This window comes from Aeromonas sp. FDAARGOS 1402 (assembly GCF_019046925.1).
GTDB classification, from domain to species: domain Bacteria; phylum Pseudomonadota; class Gammaproteobacteria; order Enterobacterales; family Aeromonadaceae; genus Aeromonas; species Aeromonas caviae.
Map to the genome: position 1 here is coordinate 4,223,812 of NZ_CP077201.1, position 22,426 is coordinate 4,246,237.

The window sequence follows — 22,426 nt, forward strand, 5'->3', positions numbered from 1 at the left end:
AATGCAAGACGCAGGATCCTGAAATGTGATCCCCGCCAAGCACACCAGAGATGACTTTGTAAAATTACTACAGTTTCCCGCCACCATGCAGTCAACCACTAAATCGTCCATAACCAGAATATAAATCCAACAAATAAATAAAAGTCAGTCATAAATACACAAAAATGCTGATTGAGTCTCAAAAACCCACATTTTGTTATGGCGATGTAACATTGCAAACAAGCGGGATGTCCAATTGACCTTGCCCGAAAATCCCATTAGTTTGGAGATTCGCCACCTCAGGCGGACGGAACCACAAGAGCCAATCGCAATTTATGCAGTCTGTTGATGACAGTGCGATGGAAGGCCGAGCAAGGGAGAAATGCAATGTCACTATATGATCCAAAGCTGGAGAGGGATAACTGTGGCTTCGGCCTGTTGGCCCACATGGAAGGGGAAGCCAGCCACAAGCTTGTCCGTCTCGCGATGTCAGCCTTGGCTCGCATGCAGCACCGCGGCGGTATCTCCGCCGATGGCAAGACCGGCGACGGCTGCGGCCTGTTGCTGCAAAAACCCGACAGCTTCTTTAGAGCGGTCGCCGAAGAGAAGGGATGGCACCTGGGCCGCAACTACGCGGTCGGCATGCTGTTCCTCAACCCTGATCCCATCCTGGCCCAGGCCACTCGCGACATCATCGACGAGGAGCTGGAAAGAGAGACCCTGAGTCTGGTCGGCTGGCGCAAGGTGCCCATCGATACCAACGTACTCGGTTCCATCGCCAAGGCGTCCCTGCCCAGCATTGAACAGGTCTTTGTCAACGCGCCCCCGGGCTGGGTCGACAAGGATCTCGAGCGCCGCCTCTATATCGTGCGCCGCCGCATCGAGAAACGCATCAGCGACGACTACTTCTATGTGGTCAGCCTTTCCAACCTGGTCACCGTCTACAAGGGACTGTGCATGCCGGTGGATTTGCCGCGCTTCTATCTGGATCTGGCCGACATCCGCATGCAGGCCGCCATCTGCGTGTTCCACCAGCGTTTCTCCACCAACACCAGCCCACGCTGGCCGCTGGCGCAGCCGTTCCGCTACCTCGCACACAACGGCGAGATCAACACCATTGCCGGCAACCGCCAGTGGGCCAAGGCGCGCAGCTACAAGTTCGCCACCCCGCTGATCCCCGATCTGCAAGAGGCCGCCCCCTTCGTCAACACCACGGGATCGGATTCCTCCAGCCTCGACAACATGCTGGATCTCTTCCTGGCCGGCGGCATGGACCTGTTCCGTGCCATGCGCCTGCTGATCCCGCCTGCGTGGCAGAAGCACCCGAACATGGATGACGACCTGCGCGCCTTCTACGACTTCAACTCCATGCACATGGAGCCCTGGGACGGCCCGGCCGGCATCGTCATGACCGACGGTCGTTACGCCACCTGCGCACTCGACAGAAACGGTCTGCGTCCGGCACGTTACGTCATCACCAAGGACAAGTTCATCACGCTGGCCTCCGAAGTGGGCACCTGGGACTACACCCCGGACGAAGTGCTGGAGAAGGGCCGTGTCGGCCCGGGGGAGCTGTTCGTGGTCGATACCAGCAACGGCAAGATCTGGACCAGCTTCGAAATTGACGACGATCTCAAGAGCCGTCACACCTACAAGCAGTGGATGGACAAGCACTGCAAGCGCCTGGTGCCCTTCGAGCAGATGGACGATGCCAGCACGGGGTCGCGCGAATTCCCGGATGACCGGCTCAAGACTTACCAGAAGCTGTTCGGCTACTCCTTTGAAGAGCTGGATCAGGTGATCCGCGTGCTCGGCGAGAATGGCCAGGAGGCAGTGGGCTCCATGGGGGATGACACCCCGATGGCGGTGCTCTCCTCCAGCCAGCGTACCCTGTACGACTACTTCCGCCAGATGTTCGCCCAGGTGACCAACCCGCCCATCGATCCCCTGCGGGAAAATCACGTCATGTCCCTGGCCACCTGTATCGGCCGCGAACAGAACGTGTTCAACGAGACCTTCGGTCACGCCCACCGGGTGCTGTTCCAGTCGCCGATCCTGCTCTACTCCGACTTCCATCAGTTGCTGGCCCTGGAAGGGGAGCACTACCGCCATGCGGTGCTGAGCCTCAACTACCTGCCCGAAGAGGGGCTGCAAGCCGCCCTCGAGCGCCTCTGCCACGAGGCAGCTGAAGCGGCCCGCAGCGGCGCGGTGCTGCTGGTATTGTCAGACCGGGACATCAGCCCGGATACCCTGCCCATCCCGGCCGCCATGGCGGTGGGTGCGGTGCAGCGTACCCTGGTGGACAACAACCTGCGCTGCGACGCCAATATCCTGGTGGAGACCGCGAGCGTGCGCGACCCGCACCACTTCGCCGTGCTGCTGGGCTTTGGCGCCACCGCCATCTACCCCTATCTCGCCTACGAGACCCTCGCCAAGCAGGTAGAGGAAGGCGTGCTCAAGATGAGCCTGCGCCAGGCCATGCTCAACTACCGCAACGGCATCAACAAGGGCCTCTACAAGGTGATGTCCAAGATGGGCATCAGCACGGTGGCAAGCTACCGCTGCTCCCAGCTGTTTGAGGCGGTGGGCCTCTCCAAGGCTGTTGTCGAACTCTGCTTCCGCGGCGTATCGAGCCGCATCCAGGGTGCCGACTTTGCCGACATCCAGCAGGATCAGATCAATCTGTCCCGTCTGGCCTGGCTCGGCCGCAAGCCGCTGACCCAGGGCGGCCTCTTGAAATTCGTCCACGGTGGCGAGTACCACACCTACAACCCGGACGTGGTGCAGACCCTGCAAGTGGCGGTGCGCTCCGGCAACTACGCCGATTACAAGGAGTATGCCCGTCTGGTGAACGAGCGGCCGGTCGCCACCCTGCGGGATCTGCTGTCGCTCAAACAGGGCACCACCCCGGTTGCGCTGGATCAGGTGGAGCCAGCCGCCAGGCTGTTCCCCCGCTTCGACTCCGCGGCCATGTCCATCGGCGCCCTCGGCCCTGAAGCCCACGAGGCCCTGGCCATCGCCATGAACCGCCTCGGCGGTCAGAGCAACTCCGGTGAAGGTGGCGAGGATCCCAAGCGTTTTGGTACCGAGAAGAACTCTCGCATCAAACAGGTGGCTTCCGGTCGCTTTGGCGTCACCCCGCACTACCTGATGAACGCGGACGTGGTGCAGATAAAAGTCGCCCAGGGCGCCAAGCCCGGCGAAGGGGGCCAGCTGCCCGGTGACAAGGTCACCGCGCAAATCGCCCAGCTGCGCTACTCGGTGCCCGGCGTGACCCTGATCTCCCCGCCGCCGCACCACGACATCTACTCCATCGAGGATCTGGCCCAGCTCATCTTCGACATCAAGCAGATCAACCCGAACTGCCTGGTGTCGGTGAAACTGGTGTCCGAACCTGGCGTCGGCACCATCGCCTGTGGCGTGGCCAAGGCCTATGCGGACTTCATTACCGTCTCCGGCTACGACGGCGGCACCGGCGCAAGCCCGCTCACCTCGGTCAAATACGCCGGCTCCCCCTGGGAGCTGGGCCTGGCCGAAACCCAGCAGGCGCTGGTGGCCAACGGCCTGCGCCACAAGGTGCGCCTGCAGGTGGATGGCGGTCTCAAGACCGGTCTCGACATCATCAAGGCGGCCATCCTCGGCGCCGAGAGCTTTGGTTTCGGTACCGGCCCCATGGTGGCACTCGGTTGCAAATACCTGCGTATCTGCCACCTGAACAACTGCGCCACCGGCGTCGCCACCCAGGATGAGAAGCTGCGCCGCGAACACTTCACCGGCCTGCCGGAGATGGTGATGAACTACTTCAAGTTCATCGCCGAGGAGACGCGCGAGCTGATGGCCGAGCTTGGCGTCACCCAGCTCACCGACCTCATCGGTCGTACCGACCTGCTGGAAGCCCTACCCGGCCTCACCGCCCGTCAGGCCAAGCTGGACTTGTCCGGTATCCTGGCGGCCCCGGTTGCACCGGCAGGCTCCAGTCTGTTCAGCCAGCAGCACAACCCCACCTTCGATAAGGGGCCCTTGAACCTCAAGATGGTGGAAGACCTGCTGGACGCGGTGGAAAACATGAGTGGCGGCGAGTTCCGCTACGACATCCGCAACACCGACCGCTCCGTGGGTGCGCGTCTGTCCGGCGAGATCGTCAAGCGCCACGGCAACCAGGGCATGGCGGCCGATCCGGTCAAGGTGCACTTCAACGGCACCGCCGGCCAGAGCTTCGGCGTCTGGAACGCCGGCGGCCTTGAGATGATCCTCACCGGGGATGCCAACGACTACGTGGGCAAGGGGATGACCGGCGGCAAGCTGGTGATCAAACCCCACGTCGGCGTGGCGTTCAAATCCCACGAGGCGGCCATCATCGGCAACACCTGCCTCTATGGCGCCACCGGCGGCAAGCTCTATGCCGCAGGGACCGCAGGCGAGCGGTTCGCGGTGCGCAACTCAGGGGCCTTGGCGGTGGTCGAGGGGATTGGCGACAACGGCTGTGAATACATGACAGGCGGCATCGTCACCGTGCTCGGCAAGACCGGTGTCAACTTCGCGGCGGGCATGACAGGCGGTTTCGCCTACGTGCTCGACGAGTGTGGCAACTTTGCCAAGCGCACCAACCCCGAGCTGGTCGAACTGCTGGAGGTGGCGGATCTGGCCATCCACCAGGAGCACCTGCGCGGTATCATCACGGCGCACCTCAACGAGACAGGCAGCTCGCGTGCCGAGGAGATCCTGGCCAACTTCGACTCCTATGTGCCCAAGTTCAGGCTGATCAAACCCAAGTCCAGTGACGTCAAATCGCTGCTTGGCCACACCAGCCGTTCCAGTGCAGAACTCAGAATCCAGGCGCAATAAGGAGGGAACCCTATGAGCCAGAACGTATTCCAGTTTATCGATGTCCAGCGGGTCGACCCGCCCAAGAAGCCGCTCAAGATCCGCAAGATCCAGTTCGTGGAGATCTACGAGCCCTTCAACCAGGCCCAGGTCGGCATGCAGGCGGATCGCTGCCTCGACTGCGGCAACCCCTATTGCGAGTGGAAGTGCCCGGTACACAACTACATCCCCAACTGGCTGAAGCTGGCCAACGAGGGACGCATCCTGGAGGCGGTGGAGCTTTCCCACCAGACCAACAGCCTGCCGGAGGTGTGTGGCCGCGTTTGCCCGCAAGACAGACTGTGTGAGGGTGCCTGCACCCTCAACGACAGATTCGGCGCCGTGACCATCGGCAACATCGAAAAATACATCACCGACAAGGCGTTCGAGATGGGCTGGCGCCCGGATCTCTCCAAGGTGGTCAAGACCGGCAAGCGGGTCGCCGTCATTGGCGCGGGCCCCGCGGGCCTTGCCTGTGCCGACGTGCTGGCACGCAATGGCGTCACCCCGGTGGTGTTCGACAAGTACCCGGAGATCGGCGGCCTGCTCACCTTCGGTATCCCCTCCTTCAAGCTGGAGAAAGAGGTGATGCAACGCCGCCGCGAGATCTTCGAGGGGATGGGGGTGGAGTTTCGCCTCGAGACCGAAGTGGGCCGTGACGTCACCTTCGCCGACCTGCTCGGTGAGTTCGATGCGGTCTTCCTCGGGGTCGGCACCTACAAGTACATGAAGGGCGGCTTTGCCAACGAAGAGGCGCCGGGGGTCTACGACGCCCTGCCCTACCTCATCTCCAACGCCAATCGCTTGCTGGGCTTTGAGAAGGCGCAAGCCGATTACATCGACTTCGCCGGCAAGCAGGTAGTGGTGCTGGGGGGCGGCGATACCGCCATGGACTGCGTGCGCACCGCCATCCGCCAGGGGGCCGATCGGGTGATCTGCGCCTACCGCCGGGATGCCGAGAACATGCCGGGCTCCAAGCGGGAGGTGAAAAACGCCCAGGAGGAAGGGGTGGAATTTATGTTCAACCTCCAGCCCATCGGCGTGGAGCTGGACGCCCACGGCCGCACCTGCGGCATCAAGGTGGTGAGCACCGAGCTCGGCGCCCCCGATGCCAATGGCCGCCGCAATCCTGTGGTCATTGAAGGCTCCGAGCAGGTGCTGCCCGCCGATGCGGTGGTGATGGCGTTCGGCTTCCAGCCCAACCCCCAGCCCTGGATGGCAGAGCACGGCGTCGAGCTCGACGGCCGGGATCGCATCAAGGCGCCCGAGAAGGCCGAGTACGCCTTCCAGACCAGCAACCCCAAGGTGTTCGCCGGTGGTGACGCGGTGCGCGGCTCTGATCTGGTGGTGACCGCCATCTATGAGGGTCGCAAGGCGGCCGAAGGGATCATGGACTACCTGGCCGTGTGATCTGCCGTCGCAACCACGCTGTCATGCAAACAGCCCCGCTCGTGCGGGGCTGTTTTTTATCTCGCTCTCAATCCGCCAGAACCGGCTAGATACTCCAGCTCTCCGGCAGCCGTTCGGTAAGGGTGGAGATGTATTCGAAGGTACGTGCCCGCTTGGGGGTGGTGAACATCTGGCGCGCACTGCCCGCCTCCACCACCTCCCCGGCCTCCAGGAAGATCACCTGCTGCGCAATCTGGGCTGCAAGGCGCAAGTCATGGGTGGCGATCAGCATGGTGGTCCCCTCACTGGCCAGCTGGCGCAGCACGGCCACCACCTCCTGGGCAAGCTCGGGATCCAGCGCCGAGGTAGGCTCGTCACAGAGCAGCACCTTGGGGGATGGCGCCAGCGCCCGGGCAATGGCGACCCGCTGCTGCTGACCGCCGGAGAGGGTGGCAGGCACCGCCTCGGCCTTGTGCCTGAGCCCCACCTTGTCGAGCAGTTGCAGGGCGCGCGCCACTGCCCTCTCCCTGGGCCACTTCAACACGGTCACCAACCCTTCCATCACGTTCTCCAGCACCGTCATGTGCGGGAACAGCTGGAAATTCTGGAACACCATGCCGGTCTGCTGGCGCAGGGCCAGCACGCTTTGCCGTGACAGATGCCGGGTAAAGTCGAGCTCGCTGCCCCCCAGCACCAGCTGGCCTGCATCGGGTCGCTCCAGCAGGTTCACGCAGCGCAGCAGTGTACTCTTGCCGCTGCCGGAGGGACCGATCAGGGCGGTGACGCTGCCCGCGGCCATCGCCAGCCCCACCCCTTTCAACACGCGCTGCCCCGCAAACTGTTTCTCGATGCCACTCAAGCGGATCATAGGGCGACCTCCCGGGTCTCTTTGTGAGCCAGTCGCTGCTCCAGCCTGTCTTGCAGGGTGGAGAGCACCGAGCTGAACATCAGGTAGATGAGGGCCGTCTCGATATAGAGAATGAGCGGCTCATAGGTGACGGAGGCGAGGCGCTGGGCCGCCTGAAACAGCTCGGGCACGGTCACCGCCGCCGCCAGCGACGTGTCTTTGACCAGGGAGATGAAGGTGTTGGAGAGCGGTGGCACCGCGATGCGCGCCGCCTGCGGCAGGATCACCCGCCACATGACCTGGGGCCAGTTCATGCCGATGGAGTAGGCTGCCTCCCACTGCCCCTTGGGGATGGCCGCCAGGGTGGCACGAATGATCTCCGAGCTGTAGGCACCGATGTTGAGGGTGAAACCGATGACGGCGGCGGTGAAGGCGTCCAGCACGATGCCGACGCTCGGCAGACCGTAAAAGATCAGAAACAGCTGCACCAGCAGCGGCGTGCCCCGAATAAGCCAGACATAGAAGCGGACCAGCATCACCAGCGGGGCCGGACCATATAATCTGGCCAGCGCCACCGACAAGCCGAGCACGATTCCCAGCAAGAAGGTAATCAGAGTGAGTGGCACGGTAAAAATAAGCCCCGCACTGAGCAGGGGCCAAAAAGAGTCGATCATTAACTGCAGCCAGGCCGGCACGTTAATATCCTCAGTTGTTATTATGTTGCCGCGATATTATTGCGAGACGTCGGTGCCGAAATATTTCTGCGATATTTTCTGATATGCCCCATCCTGCTTGGCATTGCGCAGCGCCTGATTGATGGCAGCCAGCAACTCGGGTTGCCCCTTGGCTAGCAGGGCGGCAGATTGATCCCCCTTGGCCTCGCTGGCCGCCACCTTCAATTTGGCGTCCGGCTTCTGTTTCTTGAAGTCGAGGAAGGAGAGGCTGTCGTTGATGGTGGCATCCACCCGCCCGGTCAGCACCAGTTCGAGTGACTGGTTGAATCCCTCAGTGGCCACCACCTCGGCGCCCGATGATTTCGCCAGGTGGGCGAAGTTGCTGGTCAGGGACTGGGAGGATTTCTTGCCCTTCAGATCGGCAAAACTCTTGATGCTTTGGTTGTCGCTGTGCACCACGATCACCGCCTTGGAGGTGATGTAGGGGTCTGAAAAATCATATTTTTTCAGCCGCTCAGGGGTGATGGCCACTTCGTTGAGCACCAGGTCGTAGCGCTTGGCGTCCACCCCGGCGATGAGCCCGTCCCACTTGCCCTCGACGAACTGCGGCTTCACGCCCAGACCGCTTGCTATCAGCTCGCCGATCTCCACGTCAAAGCCCACCAGCTTGCCGCTCTTGTCGTGGTAGGTGAAGGGAGGATAGGTCCCTTCGGTGCCGATCTTGATCACTCCGGCCCGCTGGATCTCGGCCAGGCTTGACTGTGCCTGTACCGATGTCATGAGTGCTAGCGGAAGTGCCGCCATTAAAAACAGGGAGTGCCGTTTTTTCATTATTCACCTCGTTATATTTATGAACATCCAGAGCGCTTGCCAACCACCACAAAATAAAACCAGCCGGTTATCATGTTTAATTTAAATTAATTATCGGCAGAGATAACCTTCATAGTGCTTGCTGGCGGTATGGATGAAACATAACGTGGCTCATGGCATGACCCAACCATGAAATACGGGGATATTTAGCGAAATAATGGATAACGAATAAATAATGGCCGGGCTGGCCGAGGAATTGCCCCGCTGGCGGCGCTCCGTCAGCGGAAACCATATCAGGCGGGTTGCGGCTCCCGCGGGATGGCAGTGGCCCAGTTACGACATAACGTATCAATCGGGCCAAAATTCAGTCTGATGACAAATGGGATTGCCACGCACCACGTGGAAGGTAATGGCGGGATGGCGCGCGCCTTGACGTCACCGTCAGTGATCACCCCTTCGGTCACCACCTCCCGCCCTGCTCCAGCAGGCGGACGATGTCGACATTCCAGGGCCCGGCCGCCGGGTAGCGCCGATGGATCTCGACGACGTTGATCCGCCCCGCGCGCCGCTCCCCCGACGTTGGCCAGTCACAGAGGAAGTCATCGCTCAGCCACCTGGGGGTCTTGACGAAATCGTTGCTTTGCATGGCCTGCCAGTAGGCCTCCACAACTGCTTTTGGTTCCATGGTCTTGTTTTCCATGCCTTTCCCCTACAACCGCACCACCAGCCACTCCCCCTTGCCCACCGGCACCAGGGAAGTCAGGAAATCGGGGTCACGCCGCACCTGTGCCATCCACTCCCTCATCTCGTCCTCATGGGAGATGGCATTGTCCACCACCAGCAGGCCACGAGGGGCAAGCAGGCGCTGGATCTCGGGCCACCAGGCCTGATAGTGCAGGCGATCGGAGTCCAGAAAAATGAGCTGATAGCCCGCCGTCGGCAGGCAGGGCAACAGGCTGCCGGCCTCCCCCGCCAGCTGCTCAATCCAGGGAGTGAGCCCGGCCCGCTGAAAGTTGGTCGCCGCCATGGTCCGTTTGCCCTCGTCCAGCTCGATGGTGGTCACCCGGCCCCCCAGCCGTTTCACTGCCTCGGCCAGCCAGAGGGTGGAGTAACCGTTGGAGGTGCCGATCTCCAGCACAGCCTGCGCCCCCCTCGTCTGCACCAGCACCGCCAGCAGTTCGCCGGTGTCGCGGGTAATGTTGAGCATCTTGCTGCCACGGGAGTGTTGCGCGCCGTCATTCTGCTCGCCAAAGCGCTCCAGCTCCCGTTTCAGTTGTTCCAGTGCATGTCTCCTCCTTGACTGTGTAAACGAGTCGGCCCGGTGCATGGCATGGCTGGACCGCCCCTCATGTTCATCATTTTGCTATCAACCCACTCGGTGGCCCATCCCCTGTATCATCCGGATAAAGACGATACCCTGGATAACCATGTGATCACGCTGGTGCACTGCTGCTGGCGGGAAAGCCAATCGTCACGCGGTCTGGCGGTGGCCCCTCGCGCCGTCGGGCTGCTGGATACCAAGGGCAAGCCGCAGATCGCCTAGGGGGCCACCCGGGTAAAGTCGACGGCGGGGCAGCTGGGCGCCACGCCCTTGGTCAGCGTCAGGGGCTGGGCACGATAGCTGAGCCGGTAGCGGCCCGGTTGGGACAGATCGTAGGCCTGCGCCAGATCCGCATCGGCCTGGCTCTGCTCCCCCGCCCCCAGGTGCAGGAAGTCGCCGTCCCCGGGGGTACCTCGCTTGGCAAGCGGCCCTCGATAGTCCAGCGACTGCCCATCGCGGGTCAGGTCGATGGCATCGGCAAACCACCCCTCGAAGGGGGTGAACCAGGTCAATACCTCGAGAGGCGTCTCCCCCCGGTTGGTCAGGGTCATCACCAGGGGCAGGGGTTCGTTCACCCCGCTCTCTGCGCTGACCGACAGCTCGCACTGCAAGGGCGCCAGTGCCAGGGTGGTGAGCAAGAGTGTCATCATGGTGCCTCCGTCAAAAAAGGGGCCATCCGGCCCCTGTTTGCAACTCAATTTTCGCTCGGGGTATTCTCGGCGAAATATTCATGGTTGTCGGCATTGTTCAGGGCCTTCTGGGGATCCGTGCTCGCCAGATTGCGCGCATTGGCCTGACCGTATCCCAGATCGTCGGTGCCCGCCACCACGTTGAAGTGGCTCAGCTCGTGGACAATGGTGCCGGCGCGGGAATCGGTCCCGGTGACCGGCGCTGTCCAGAAGCTCTTGCACAGATAGACCTTGTAGGGCTGGTCCGGATAGACATAGGCAAAGTAGCTCTGCTTGCAACCGCAGTCGAAGGTGAGCGGCTTGTTGTCGATGGCATCCTTGATCTTGCTGAAGTTGGTCTCGGCCTGGTTCCAGCGGGTGGCGTCATAGGCGCCAAACCAGCTGCGGTAGCGCTGCCCATTCGGCTTGTCCACCGCGAGGTAGCTGCTGGAGTTGTTGGCGATGCCACTCGCGGCATCGAGCGCCGCCAGGATGTCGCTCTTCTGGGTGTTGGTGCAACGGCCGCTGAAGCTGACCGAGGCGCTCACTGCCTGGGGCTCGGCCACCGCCGCCTTGGCCAGCACCCGATCGTCGCTCACCCCGTCCACCCAGAGGGTCACGGCATTGGACTCGCTCGCCTGGGCCTGTTTGGCCTTGGCCGCTTTCCCCTCCTGCGCCACGGTCGGCAGCAGGTAACGGATGCTGTACTGGCCCTGGGCGCTCATGTCGTAGAGACCGGAGACCTCCGCCTGCACAGTCAGGCTCTGGCCTGCCTTGAGCAGTTGGTAGTCCTTGTCACTCGGGGCGGCCCGCTTGATCAGGGCCCCTTCGTAATCCACCGGCTGGCCGTCACGCTCCACCTGGAACAGGGGGGCATCCTCGCTGCCTGGCAGTTGCCATTTGAGCAGACGAACCGGCTTCTCCCCGGTGTTGGTCAGGGTCAGGTTGACGCGCACATCGTCTGTGCTGCCCTCCACCAGAGTGAGCCGGGCATCGAGTCCGGCGGCGCAGAGCGGGGACGCCAGCACGCCGGCTAGCAACAGGGCAATTGGAGTCGCTTTCATCATGTTTCCTCATTCATTGAGTGTCGCCTTGTCAGGCGGTCTGCTTCCTTTAAGGCCCTCTTTGGGGCCCATCCACCCTAGAGCAGAAGCACCACCCCACCATCCCTCCATATGGGGGACGCCCCCCATCAGAGGGGGAGCTCCTTGGCTGCGACAAAGATTGCCCGCCCGGCCCGAGCGTGCAGGCAACCCCGTGGGGTGCATTTGCCATAAAAAAACCCGGCGCAGGGCCGGGTGACGGGATGAGAAGGCGGGATCAGGAGGACAGCAGCGCCAGGGCAGGCTGCGCGTTGCCCGGCATCAGCCGATAGGCCTTGTGGTGCTTGACCAGGGTGGTTTTCTTGTTGCCTTGGCTCAGCAGCAGGCCCCGGGCAAATGCCGCCTCGGCCAGTACCTGCTCGTCCCCGCGCACATAGAGGGTGAGGGGCTTGACCAGCTCACCTCCCTCGATATGGCCCTGATACTCGCTGGCCGAGATGATCAGGCTGGATTGCCCCTGGCTCAGCAGCCGCTGCCGGGTGTGCAGTTCGCTGTCAGTGAACACCAGCCAGCCCGCCCCCTCCAGCGCCAAAAGCAGATCGGCCAGGCGCGCCCCCAGCTGTACCGGCTCATGCATGGCACGCTCATACTGGCGCTGCACCCGCTCAAGCAGCCCCTTGAGATCGGCCCCCGCCCCCAGCGTCCGCCCCAGTTGCACCCAGGCCTTGAGATCCTCCATCACCAGCCGGGAGAAGCGTTTCTCCTTGAGAGAATCCGCCATCCAGGTACAGAGAAAGTGGCTCTCCTGGGCGGGGGTGCGTTTGCCCGTCTTCTGGGCAGCGGTGCGCTCCAGCTCCGCCAGGCTCTGGCGGGCCATCTCGAGCAGGGCCTGATTGTAAGCAGGAAGGGTCATCTCGGATCCTCTTGAAACGGGGCGGCCAGGGGCCGCGTCATCGACAGCACAAAGGCGCCAGTGGCGCCTTTGGAGAGTAAACGCCCCTCCCCGACCGGGAGGGTGCGACGTTGCCTTATTTCGGCTGACGGGGCTTCTTGGCCGCCGCCAGACGCTTGAGGCGCTGACCTTGCAGTTTCGCCTCGGCCATGGCCTGGGCGGCGGCATTGTCTTCACGCTGCGGGCGCTTGCCGAAGCGGCGGCGCTCCTGCAACTGCTTGATGAGGTCGTCACGGCTGCTCACCTCGTAACCCGGCACCATGATGCGGCGGATCTTCTGGCCGATGAGGGCCTCGATCTCCAGCAGGGTGCGCTCCTCCTCGCGACTGACGAAGGAGATGGCCATGCCGCTCTTGCCAGCGCGACCGGTTCGGCCGATACGGTGCACGTAATCTTCCGCGAGGAACGGCAGATCATAGTTGACCACGTATTCCAGGCTCGGAATGTCCAGGCCGCGGGCGGCCACCTCGGTGGCCACCAGCACCCGCAGCTTGCCTTCGGTGAATTCACGCAAGGCACGGCGACGGCTCCCCTGGGCCTTGTCACCGTGCACCACGGCAGACTTGATGCCGTCTAGGTTGAGCTCCTCCACCAGTTCATCGCAACTCTCGCGGGTGCTGGCAAACACCAGCACCTGCTGCCAGTTCTGCTTGCCGATAAGCTCGGAGAGCAGCTCGCGCTTGCGCTTCTGTTCCACCGGATAAACGGTATGGCTCACGGTGTCGGCAGTGGAGTTCTGCTTGTCGACGGCCACCACCTGGGGTTTGTCCAGCATGAGGTTGGCCAGCTTTTTCACCGCCTCGGAGAAGGTGGCGGAGAAGAGCAGGTTCTGGCGGGTCTTGTTGACCGCCTGCAGGATCTGCTGCACATCGGCGCTAAAGCCCATGTCGAGGATGCGATCCGCCTCGTCCAGCACCAGGGTCTCGACCCCGGAGAGGCTCAGGTTGCAGGCGGTGAGGTGCTCGAGCAGACGGCCAGGGGTGGCCACTATGATGTGTGCGCCCGCTTTGAGCTTCTTGGCCTGCACATCCTGTTTGCCACCACCCACGATGGTGAGGGTAGTGATATCAAGATACTTGGCAAAATCGTTGATATTGCTCGCCACCTGGGCCGCCAGCTCGCGGGTCGGGGTCAGGATCAGCACGCGGGCATTGGAAGGCTGCACCGGCGCCGGGTTGTCTACCAGGCGTTGCAGGATGGGCAACGCAAAGGCGGCTGTCTTGCCGGTACCGGTCTGGGCACTGGCCAGCACATCGCGGCCACGGCGAATGGCCGGGATGGCCTGGCTCTGCACAGGGGTCATCTCCTGATAACCGCAATCTGAGATGGCGCGCAAAATCTCGGGGGCAAAATCGAACGATTCAAATCTCATGTTGGGTTCCTGTGTTCCAGCGGAGCTGTAGTTGGCGTGGGTGGCCTGGGCCGGCGTGTGGCCTGGCATCGGCGAGGCGTGAAGCCAAGGACGGCTGGGTCTGACATCAGATCAGAAGATGAGCCGGAAAATGGCGGGCGCGAAGTGTAACAGATAGGCGGCAGGAATGCCGCCTCAAATGGCCTGTATTTTTCCGGGGGCTGCGCCCGCCAGACGCGGCAGCAGGCGCAGCCCGGGCAGTGAGATCAGCGCACCCGCTTGCTCGGACGCTTGAGCAACCGCATGCCGATGGCCGCCACCGCGATGACGAACAGCCCGAAAGAGGTGACAAGCAGGCACTTGGTCAGCAGCTCCTGATGATGAGCAAAGACCGGGGTCGCCATCACCATCTTGCCCACCATGCTCAATACCAGGGACCAGAGGAAGGCGCTGGCAAAACTCGCCACGGCCACCCGCAGCAGGTGCAGGCGGGAGACTCCCATCAACATGGGGGTCAACACTCTCACGAAGGGGATGAAACGGGACACGAACATGGCCCAGAAGCCGTAACGATCCAGCAGTCGGGAGGCCCTGGGCAGGCTCCCTTCCGGGATCATTCGCTCCACATGGCCCATGAAACGGGTGCCATGCAGTGCCTGCCCCTGCCAGTAGGCGAGCACGCACCCTATCCCGGCCGCGAGCGGCAGATAGAGCAAGGTCACCTCGGGCCCCAGCACCCCCATGCCCACCAGACCGCCCGCCAGCAGCACCAGGCTGTCACCGGGCAGGGGCAGAAAGACGAAGCTCGATTCAAGGAAGAGGATCACCACCAGACAGGTGACGAGCAGACCGATTGCCTGCATTTGTATAAGCTGATCAAAATCCTGATGCCATATGGCAAGCAGCATGTCCTGCATCTGGTGTGACTCCCATCAACGTAATGCGCATTCGTCATGATGACCCGAAGGCCCCGTCTGGTAATCCATCCCTGCTACCACCCCAATGTTCGTATGGGAGGCCTCTTATACACCCGGGGAACTGAACAATAAATTAATGTCTGTGATTTCTGCCCAGCGGTTCCCCCTTCTCGCGGCCCCCTGCCCCCGCCAAAGCGAGGGCAGCTTGGCCCATCAGGCCAATGCGCACACCCCAAAACAGGACGGGCCAGCCCTTGCCTGGCTGCCAAGCCAGATGAAACCCGTTACAGTGTGAACATGCCCCAATGGACGGGGTACTCATGGAGCCAGGTATGGCAAGACAGCTCTCTTCTCACACACTTTCCTTGCTGGCGGTTATTGCCGGCGTCTCTGCCGGTCTTGTGACAAAGGCCCGTGCCAGCGACGAGAGCCTGGTGCAACAGCGCGCCAACGCCGTCGTCTCCCTCATGAGCTACGCCGTGGTGCCGGATATCACCGCCAGCAACCTGAATATCGGCAGCGGCACCAACGACACCTCCGCCCTCACCATCACCCAGCTCGGGGGTGGCGCCACCCTGAGCGAGGATGTTCCCCTCTATCTGGAGGGCACCCTGGGCTACAGCCGCTACGATCCCCAGTTCGTGTTCACCGATGGCAACGAGACCCGCACCATACCCACCAAATGGAACAGCCTGAGCGCCACCGGCGGCATCGGCTGGGATGTCAGCGTCCACCGGGATCGCTTTGGTGGCAATCTGGTGCTGCGGCCCATCGCCAATGTCACCCTGGGCACGGTGGCCAGCGACCTTCGCATCGGGGCCGCCCTACTCGAGCACAGGAGTGGCCAGAATCTGGACTTCCTCGACGGCGGCACCCTCAATGTCTACGGCCTCGGCGGCTCATTGATGCTGGACTATGAGCTCTTCTCCGCCGCCCAGGACATCGATGCCGAGCTGCGCTACTCCTACCAGCATCTGCAAAGCTTCACCGGCACCGCCGAGAGCGTCAGCGGTCAGGCCGATGCGGAAAACCTCGGGCTTTACCTGCGCCGCCGCGCCCCCCTGTGGGACTGGACCCTGCTGGACAGGCCCCTTCGCTACGTGCTGGAAGGAGCCAGAACCGAATACCTGGGGCAGCAACGGGGGCTGCTCGGTTTCAACAGCCTCAACTCCCTGGGACTTGGCCTCGAACTCGACAGCAGCAAGTACGACATCTTCATCACCCGCACCCGGCTGGTGGCCCGCTATATGTTCAGCAACAGTACCAGCGGCTACTCCATCGGACTGGCGATGAGTTTTTAGCGCAGCAAGGCGACATGAACCGTCCCCATCACCAAATCTCTGACTGAACGCACATTTGACTCCATTGCCGCTATGAGGTCCCACCTGTATCTCCTAGCATGGGGATACGGACGGTGGGTGAAGACGTGAAGCAGAACCACGCCGGGGATTGTGGTCAGGCTGACTGCCTACTGTTGAGCAGAGAACACATGACATTTCCAGGGACAGGGAGCTTGTTATGGCCAAATTTCTGAATACCAGCGCAACCAACTATTTCCTCGAAGAGCTGATAAAGGATGCCAAGGAGCGGTTAATCCTGATCAGCCCCTTTCTCAAACTCAATGACAGGATCAAGGAGCTGCTGACCGACAAGAACCGGCTCAAGATCGATGTGCGGATCGTCTATGGCAAGAGCGAACTCCAACCGGAAGAGATCAGCTGGCTCAAGGAGCTCACCTATATCCGCACCAGCTTTTGCAAAAATCTCCATGCCAAGTGCTACCTCAATGAGGAGATGTGCATTGTCACCAGCCTGAACCTCTACGAATTCAGCCAGGTGAACAACAACGAGATGGGGGTGTTGATCCGGCGGGCGGATGACAGTGAGCTGTACCGCGATGCCTACGATGAAGCTCAGCGCATTATTCGGGTGAGCGAGGAGGTGCGCATCACGTTGGAGCGCGTCGCAAGCGACAGTGACCCGCAGGACAACGTGGCCGCCCATGCAGGTACAGCACCGGTTTGTCCAAAATGCGGCACAACCATGGTACTGAGGACCAGCAAACGGGGAGATACCAAGGGTAACAGCTTCTGGGGCTGCCCCGAATACCCCAAGTGTCGCAGCATCATCCCCATCGAGACCCATCCCTGACCGGGATCTGTGAAGGCTAAATCACATGGATATCACTGCTGCCATAGCGCCGCTGCTGACTCAGCTCTGGTTTCTCCTGCCACTGCTGTTGATTGCCACCCTGCTCAAAACGGCCTGGTTCAAAGGGATGGTCGGGGAGTGGTTTATCAATCTCTGTATTCGGCTATTTCTCGACAAGCGGGAATATCGCCTGCTCAAGGACGTGACCCTGCCCACCCCCCAGGGCAGCACTCAGATCGATCACGTGATCGTCTCTCGCTTCGGGCTATTCGTGATTGAGACCAAGAACATGAAGGGCTGGATATTCGGCAACCCGACCCAGAAAAGCTGGACCCAGCAGATCTATCGCCGCAAGCACAGCTTCCAGAACCCGCTGCATCAGAACCACCTGCACATGATGACCCTCAAATCCCTGCTGGGGCTCTCAGACAACCAGCTTCACTCCGTCATCTTCTTTATCGGCGACTGCACCTTCAAGACCCCTATGCCGCAGAACGTGATGAACCGCGGGCTCATTCGCTACGTCAAGGGTATAACCACGCCGGTATTGGCCGAGAGCGAGGTCGCTCACGTTGTCGACACCATTCAACAAGGGCGACTTGCCGCCAACTGGCAGACTCACAGACAGCATGTCACCCAGCTCAAGACTCGTCATGCCGACCCATCCGCCAACCATGTTTCCACCCGCGAACCTGTCAGGCAATCAGTTGCAAACCCACCCTCACAGAGCGTATCGCCACCGGACAATCCACCCCCGATCTGCCCCAGATGTGGCAGCACCATGGTATTGCGCACTGCCGGTCGAGGTGACAACAAGGGAAAACCGTTCTGGGGATGCCATGAATTCCCCACATGCAGGGGGACCAGAGCGCTGATGAAGTAGATGGGAAGGCTGAACGACGGAGGCATAAAACAAAGGCGGCCAATTGGCCGCCTTTGTTATTTCAGCAAATCAGCGGATCGTTGCCATCTTCTGCACGCAGCGCTGCTCGCGCTCATCCACCCGCTTGGCAAACCAGGCGGTGGTGAGGTTGCGGGTGATCTTGGGGCTCTTTAGCTGGATACCGGGCAAGATGGCGCGGGGTTGCCGTGTCCCGGCCTGTTTGTCGGCCAGGGCGAAGACCCTGTGGTAGAGATCGCTTTTGGCAAAGTCGCTGCTGTCCCCGAGCTTGAGGCTCTGGTGAATGGCCTGCTTGCTCATGTTGACGCGGCTGGCGATGCTGTGGACCGCGAGTTCGGTCTTGCCGGGCAAATCCGAGTCGTAGCGGATGAGATCCCCGTCCAGGGCCAGGGGCTTGCCACTCACCCGGCTTACCGCCGCCTGGAAGGCCGCATTGCGGCTCGCGTACCAGCCCGCATTGAAGTCGGCGAAGCGATAGAGGGTATCCGGGTAGTCGGCGGGATAGCCGAAGATGTGTTTGGTGCCAAACCAGATGCCGCCCCGACGAGTGAACACCTCGTGGCGAATGGACTCCTTCACGGGATAGGGGTAGCCACGGGCGTTGGCTTCGGCAAAGGCGACGCTCACCTGCATGGGGCCGCCGGTGCGCACCGGGTTGAGGTTGCCAAAGAGCTGCTTGCCCATGGGGACGCTGCCTATCATGTCTTCGAAGATCTCGCTCATCTCCCGCTCGGTGCGAAGCTTGTCGATGCGCTCGGCATAGCTCTTGCCAGTGGGGGATTGGATGGAGAGGGCCGTGCGCACCATGAACTCGGGGATGAGCAGCTTGCCGGCCCGGGCATTGATCTCCTTCCAGGCAATCTTGTTGAGGTTGGGCACCACGGGGTCCGCCTGATAGGTCGCCTCCTGCTCCGCCACCGCCAGCACGCTGCAGACGTTGTGATCGCTCACCGTCAGCCCCTGGGTGGTGAGCGCCGTCACCACGTCATTGGCCCAGCCCGGCTTGTCCACCACGTTGCGCGGCAGGAAGCGCACGATGCGGCTCTTCATGTCGGCCGGTTTTTGCGGCTGCATCGCCTTGGGAATGGGGCGCCCCGCCGGCGTCGCCGGGCTGGTCGGGGCGGGAGGCTCGCTGGCACAACCCGACAGCAGGGCAAGGGTAAGCAGTGACAACCAGCGCCAATGGGCATGAAACAAAGAGTAAGAGGGGATCATGAAGGCTTCCTGAAGAGCGGGACCTGCCCCTCATCGCGAATGAGAGGGCTCGAATGCATGGAGGCGGACATTGTAGGGAACAAGTCTGACAAGATGAAGGCGGATGAACCTGCTGGCCCGCTGGCTGCGGCATCCCCTGGCGCCATCACGCCAGCTCCACCCGGTTGCGTCCCAGGTGCTTGGCCTGATAGAGGGCGAGATCGGTACGCTGCAGCAGGGCATCCACCCCCTCCCCGCTCTGGCTGATACCCAGGGCAAGGCTCACGGTGAATCTTACCCCGTCACCTGAGACCAGCTCTTCGGTCGCGCACCTTATCTGCTCCGCCAGCGTACGGGCCTTGTCGCCCGTCATGCCGGGCAGCCAGATGGCAAACTCCTCTCCCCCAAGGCGTGCCACCACCCCATCCAATGGGCAGAGCTGGCGCAGCAGGGTGCTGAATTCACGCAGCACATTGTCGCCGATGGCGTGGCCATAGCGATCGTTGATCAGCTTGAAGTGATCGAGATCCAGCAGCAGGAGCGGCGTCCCCTCCTCTCCGTGCGCCTCCAGCACGGCGCGAAACGCCCGGCGATTGGAGAGCCCGGTCAGCTCGTCTGACATGGCGAGGGAGGAGAGCCGCATCTGGGTGCCATACATCTGCTGCACCATAAGCAGCACACCCCAGGCCGAGGCCAGCATGCCGATCGTGCGCAGGCTGTCTTCCACCGTGGAGAGCCACCAGGGCTGGAAATAGACCTCATCCATCAGATCGATGACGCCGGAGACGAGCCAGAGGGTCAGCCCGCCGGTGAGGGAGAGATAGGTTCTCAAGGTGATCTGGGCACACTGCACCACCCAGAACATGAACAGCAAGGTCAGCACGTTGAGCGCTTCGGCCAGAGCCCCGACGGTATAGAGGTTGTGCTCTGCCAGGGGATCAAAGCTGACCCCGGCCAGGATCCCCGTCAGCAGCAGCAGACAGGGCAGGCTCACCAGCGCGAGACGACGGCAGGGAGGAAGCGAGAAGAACCGGGCGGGGTGAACGGATAACCTGAGGGGAGTCTTCATCATGTTTTGGGCTCCAAGCGCGCATGTCTTCTATCCCGAATGGCAGCCGTTGGCTGCCATCGCCAGCGAACCCCGACGGCATTCCTGGTGGCAAATCACTGATATTGTGGGCCGATTTTTCCATAAAAAACAATCCCCTCACCATATGGGTCAGGGGATTGCTGCAACGGGGACGGCGCGATCTGCCGTGACATCGGGGTGGGCGGCCCTTCCCTGCTCCCCCTCACGGCAGGCGGGCAGTGCCGCCTCAGGCGCTCTGGCGCAGGGCCTGATGCTGGGCGGCGCCGTTGATCACCGCCTGCAGGGAGGCGTTGACCACGTCGCGACCGACGGCGACGCCACACATCCGGGTGCCCTCGACGCTCAGCAGCACATAGGCGGCGGCGCGGGATTCGGTGCCGGCGGTGAGCGCATGCTCGGAGTAATCCAGCACATCGATGTGCATGCCGGTCTGACGCTGCCAGCCGTTGACCAGGGCTGTGATGGCTCCCTCCCCTTCACCGCACAGTTGCAGGGTGCCGTGGGGGGTCTGCAACTCCAGGCGCAGGCTCTCCTGACTGTCATGACCGAGCTGGAAGCGCCCGATGCGATAGCCGTGGGCAGGCTCGAGATAGTGCTGCTCGAACAGGGTGCGGATCTGCTCCGGGCTGATTTCGCTGCTGCTCGCCTCAGCCTCGGCCTGCACCCGGCGGCTGAAGTCGATTTGCAGCCAGCGCGGCAGTTGCAGACCGAGGTCACGCTCCAGCAGATAGGTCACCCCTCCCTTGCCGGACTGGCTGTTGATGCGGATCACCGCCTCGTAGCTGCGACCGAGATCGGCAGGATCGATGGGCAGGTAAGCCACGTCCCAGTAGTGATCCGGTTTTTCTGCCGCGAGAGACTTGCGGATGGCGTCCTGGTGGCTGCCGGAAAACGCCGTGTAGACCAGCTCGCCGGCATAGGGGTGGCGAGGGTGCAGGGCAATCTGGGTGCAGGCCCCCACGGTGGCGACGATGGCATCCATGTCGGACAGGTCCAGCTCGGGGTCAATCCCCTGGCTGTAGAGGTTCATGGCCATGGTGACGATGTCCATGTTGCCGGTGCGCTCCCCGTTGCCGAGCAGGGTGCCCTCGATGCGATCCGCCCCCGCCAGCACCGCCAGCTCGGCGGCGGCCACCCCGCAGCCTCTGTCGTTGTGGGTGTGGATGGAGATGCTCACCTCGGGTCGCGCCTTGAGGTGTCGGCAGAACCACTCCACCTGATCCGCAAACACGTTGGGGGGGCTCACCTCCACCGTGGCGGGGAGGTTCAGGATCATCGGGCGGGCAGCGGCGCGCCACTCGTCGATGACGGCGTCACACACCTCGACGGCGAACTCCACCTCGGTGCTGCTGAAGCTCTCCGGAGAATACTGGAAACTCCACTCGGTGCCCGGATTGCGGGCCGCATACTCCCGCACCCAACGCGCCCCCTGCACGGCGATGGCCTTGACACCGTCCTTGCCTGAGTTGAACACATAGTTGCGCTGGGTCGGGTTGACCGAGTTGTAGACGTGAACGATGGCCCGCTTCGCCCCCTTGAGGGCCTCGAAGGTGCGGGCGATCAGATCTTCGCGCGCCTGCACCAGCACCTGGATGGTGACGTCATCGGGGATGAGGTTGCGCTCGATGAGTTCGCGCACAAAATCGAAGTCGGGCTGGGAGGCCGCCGGGAAGCCCACCTCGATGTGCTTGAAGCCGATGTGGGTCATCAGCGCCCACATTTGCAGCTTCTGGGCCACCGTCATGGGCTCGACCAGCGCCTGATTGCCATCGCGCAGGTCCACGGCGCACCAGAGCGGTGCCCGCTCCAGTACCCGGTTGGGCCACTGGCGATCCGCCAGGTTGATCACGGGGGCACGGCGGTATTTGCGATGATCGAAGCTCATATTCAGATTCCCTTGACGGATGGGCGAGGCGCCGGACGACCGGGCCGACAGGCGGGTGGGGCAAGGAGGGGAAGCGGGTTGGTGCGGTAACACCGTCCCTGACGAGTCGCGCGGCGGTAACCCCGCGACCGGTTTTCCTGCGGCCCCCGTCGGTCACCGGGGCCGGCCACGGCAGCCGGATCGGGCTGCGGGCGCTGATCCTCTCGCACGCCACCTTTTGGTGTGTCGGCGCAGACGACCTTGTTTGTATGAGCACCCAGTATAGGGAGGTCGTGGGGGCGAGAGATTGCGAAGATTGCACCCCACCAGGCCAATTGAGCAATATTGATGCAGTGAATGTCCAATAAGGGGGTGAGTCTCACCACCCCTGATGGATTATTCGCCATCTCAC

19 protein-coding genes are annotated in these 22,426 nt (G+C 62.2%); 6 read left to right on the forward strand and 13 right to left on the reverse strand.

All coding sequences use genetic code 11. From position 1 onward, the window contains the following. The first annotated feature begins 366 nt into the window (after positions 1 to 366). Positions 367 to 4,824, forward strand: coding sequence for a glutamate synthase large subunit (gene gltB / locus I6L32_RS19730; RefSeq protein ID WP_042014659.1), 4,458 nt, complete (start codon positions 367 to 369; stop codon positions 4,822 to 4,824). A 12-nt stretch (positions 4,825 to 4,836) separates the two neighbouring features. Continuing rightward, a complete protein-coding gene (locus I6L32_RS19735; RefSeq protein WP_042014661.1) occupies positions 4,837 to 6,252 on the forward strand; it encodes an FAD-dependent oxidoreductase in 1,416 nt (471 codons plus the stop codon). Positions 6,253 to 6,337: 85 nt separating this feature from the next. On the opposite strand, the gene I6L32_RS19740 is transcribed toward I6L32_RS19735, so the two are convergent. The 5 genes from I6L32_RS19740 to I6L32_RS19760 form a co-directional block, all read right to left on the reverse strand. Next, positions 6,338 to 7,099: an amino acid ABC transporter ATP-binding protein gene (locus I6L32_RS19740; protein WP_010675170.1), complete on the reverse strand. Its 762-nt coding sequence runs from the start codon at positions 7,097 to 7,099 to the stop codon at positions 6,338 to 6,340. Continuing rightward, positions 7,096 to 7,752 (reverse strand): amino acid ABC transporter permease, encoded by a 657-nt coding sequence (locus tag I6L32_RS19745; protein WP_216944394.1) that lies wholly within the window; start codon positions 7,750 to 7,752, stop codon positions 7,096 to 7,098. The genes I6L32_RS19740 and I6L32_RS19745 overlap by 4 nt, the downstream gene beginning before the upstream one ends. 57 nt (positions 7,753 to 7,809) lie before the next feature. Further along, positions 7,810 to 8,532, reverse strand: coding sequence for an amino acid ABC transporter substrate-binding protein (locus I6L32_RS19750; protein WP_254203859.1), 723 nt, complete (start codon positions 8,530 to 8,532; stop codon positions 7,810 to 7,812). A gap of 490 nt (positions 8,533 to 9,022) precedes the next feature. Beyond that, a complete protein-coding gene (locus I6L32_RS23205) occupies positions 9,023 to 9,247 on the reverse strand; it encodes a hypothetical protein (protein ID WP_254203860.1) in 225 nt (74 codons plus the stop codon). 24 nt (positions 9,248 to 9,271) lie between these two features. After that, the gene (locus I6L32_RS19760; protein ID WP_216944396.1) at positions 9,272 to 9,889 is read right to left on the reverse strand and encodes an O-methyltransferase; all 618 of its coding nucleotides are present in this window, start codon (positions 9,887 to 9,889) and stop codon (positions 9,272 to 9,274) included. 21 nt (positions 9,890 to 9,910) lie between these two features. Here I6L32_RS19760 and I6L32_RS19765 point away from each other — a divergent pair, with 21 nt between their 5' ends. Next, positions 9,911 to 10,105 (forward strand): hypothetical protein, encoded by a 195-nt coding sequence (locus I6L32_RS19765; RefSeq protein ID WP_216945263.1) that lies wholly within the window; start codon positions 9,911 to 9,913, stop codon positions 10,103 to 10,105. Here the strand turns inward: I6L32_RS19765 and I6L32_RS19770 are convergent. From I6L32_RS19770 to I6L32_RS19790, 5 genes are all read right to left on the reverse strand, one after another. Further along, positions 10,102 to 10,533 carry a protease gene (locus I6L32_RS19770; RefSeq protein WP_210599797.1) on the reverse strand — a complete coding sequence of 144 codons (432 nt, stop codon included), beginning with the start codon at positions 10,531 to 10,533 and terminating at the stop codon, positions 10,102 to 10,104. The two genes, I6L32_RS19765 and I6L32_RS19770, sit on opposite strands and share 4 nt — an antisense overlap. A gap of 44 nt (positions 10,534 to 10,577) precedes the next feature. Beyond that, complete coding sequence (locus I6L32_RS19775) at positions 10,578 to 11,618, reverse strand: M35 family metallo-endopeptidase (protein WP_029314738.1); 1,041 nt, start codon at positions 11,616 to 11,618, stop codon at positions 10,578 to 10,580. A 253-nt stretch (positions 11,619 to 11,871) separates the two neighbouring features. After that, positions 11,872 to 12,507: a DUF2913 family protein gene (locus tag I6L32_RS19780; RefSeq protein WP_104453094.1), complete on the reverse strand. Its 636-nt coding sequence runs from the start codon at positions 12,505 to 12,507 to the stop codon at positions 11,872 to 11,874. A 115-nt stretch (positions 12,508 to 12,622) separates the two neighbouring features. Continuing rightward, the gene (locus tag I6L32_RS19785) at positions 12,623 to 13,918 is read right to left on the reverse strand and encodes a DEAD/DEAH box helicase (RefSeq protein WP_010675179.1); all 1,296 of its coding nucleotides are present in this window, start codon (positions 13,916 to 13,918) and stop codon (positions 12,623 to 12,625) included. Positions 13,919 to 14,163: 245 nt separating this feature from the next. Continuing rightward, positions 14,164 to 14,814: a DedA family protein gene (locus I6L32_RS19790; protein WP_210599798.1), complete on the reverse strand. Its 651-nt coding sequence runs from the start codon at positions 14,812 to 14,814 to the stop codon at positions 14,164 to 14,166. 332 nt (positions 14,815 to 15,146) lie between these two features. On the opposite strand from I6L32_RS19790, the gene I6L32_RS19795 reads away from it, so the two are divergent. The 3 genes from I6L32_RS19795 (at position 15,147) to I6L32_RS19805 (ending at position 17,848) form a co-directional block, all read left to right on the forward strand. Next, positions 15,147 to 16,115 carry an autotransporter domain-containing protein gene (locus I6L32_RS19795; protein ID WP_210599799.1) on the forward strand — a complete coding sequence of 323 codons (969 nt, stop codon included), beginning with the start codon at positions 15,147 to 15,149 and terminating at the stop codon, positions 16,113 to 16,115. A 217-nt stretch (positions 16,116 to 16,332) separates the two neighbouring features. Further along, complete coding sequence (locus tag I6L32_RS19800) at positions 16,333 to 16,965, forward strand: topoisomerase DNA-binding C4 zinc finger domain-containing protein (protein ID WP_052816477.1); 633 nt, start codon at positions 16,333 to 16,335, stop codon at positions 16,963 to 16,965. A 25-nt stretch (positions 16,966 to 16,990) separates the two neighbouring features. Next, the gene (locus I6L32_RS19805; protein ID WP_103858272.1) at positions 16,991 to 17,848 is read left to right on the forward strand and encodes a nuclease-related domain-containing protein; all 858 of its coding nucleotides are present in this window, start codon (positions 16,991 to 16,993) and stop codon (positions 17,846 to 17,848) included. Positions 17,849 to 17,917: 69 nt separating this feature from the next. On the opposite strand, the gene I6L32_RS19810 is transcribed toward I6L32_RS19805, so the two are convergent. The 3 genes from I6L32_RS19810 to leuA form a co-directional block, all read right to left on the reverse strand. After that, a complete protein-coding gene (locus I6L32_RS19810) occupies positions 17,918 to 19,081 on the reverse strand; it encodes a DUF1615 domain-containing protein (RefSeq protein ID WP_164882116.1) in 1,164 nt (387 codons plus the stop codon). A 145-nt stretch (positions 19,082 to 19,226) separates the two neighbouring features. Continuing rightward, entirely contained in the window at positions 19,227 to 20,132 is a 906-nt protein-coding gene (locus I6L32_RS19815) for a GGDEF domain-containing protein (RefSeq protein WP_210599800.1), read from the reverse strand. A 244-nt stretch (positions 20,133 to 20,376) separates the two neighbouring features. Then, positions 20,377 to 22,035: a 2-isopropylmalate synthase gene (gene leuA / locus I6L32_RS19820; RefSeq protein WP_210599801.1), complete on the reverse strand. Its 1,659-nt coding sequence runs from the start codon at positions 22,033 to 22,035 to the stop codon at positions 20,377 to 20,379. Between the last annotated feature and the right edge of the window lie 391 nt (positions 22,036 to 22,426).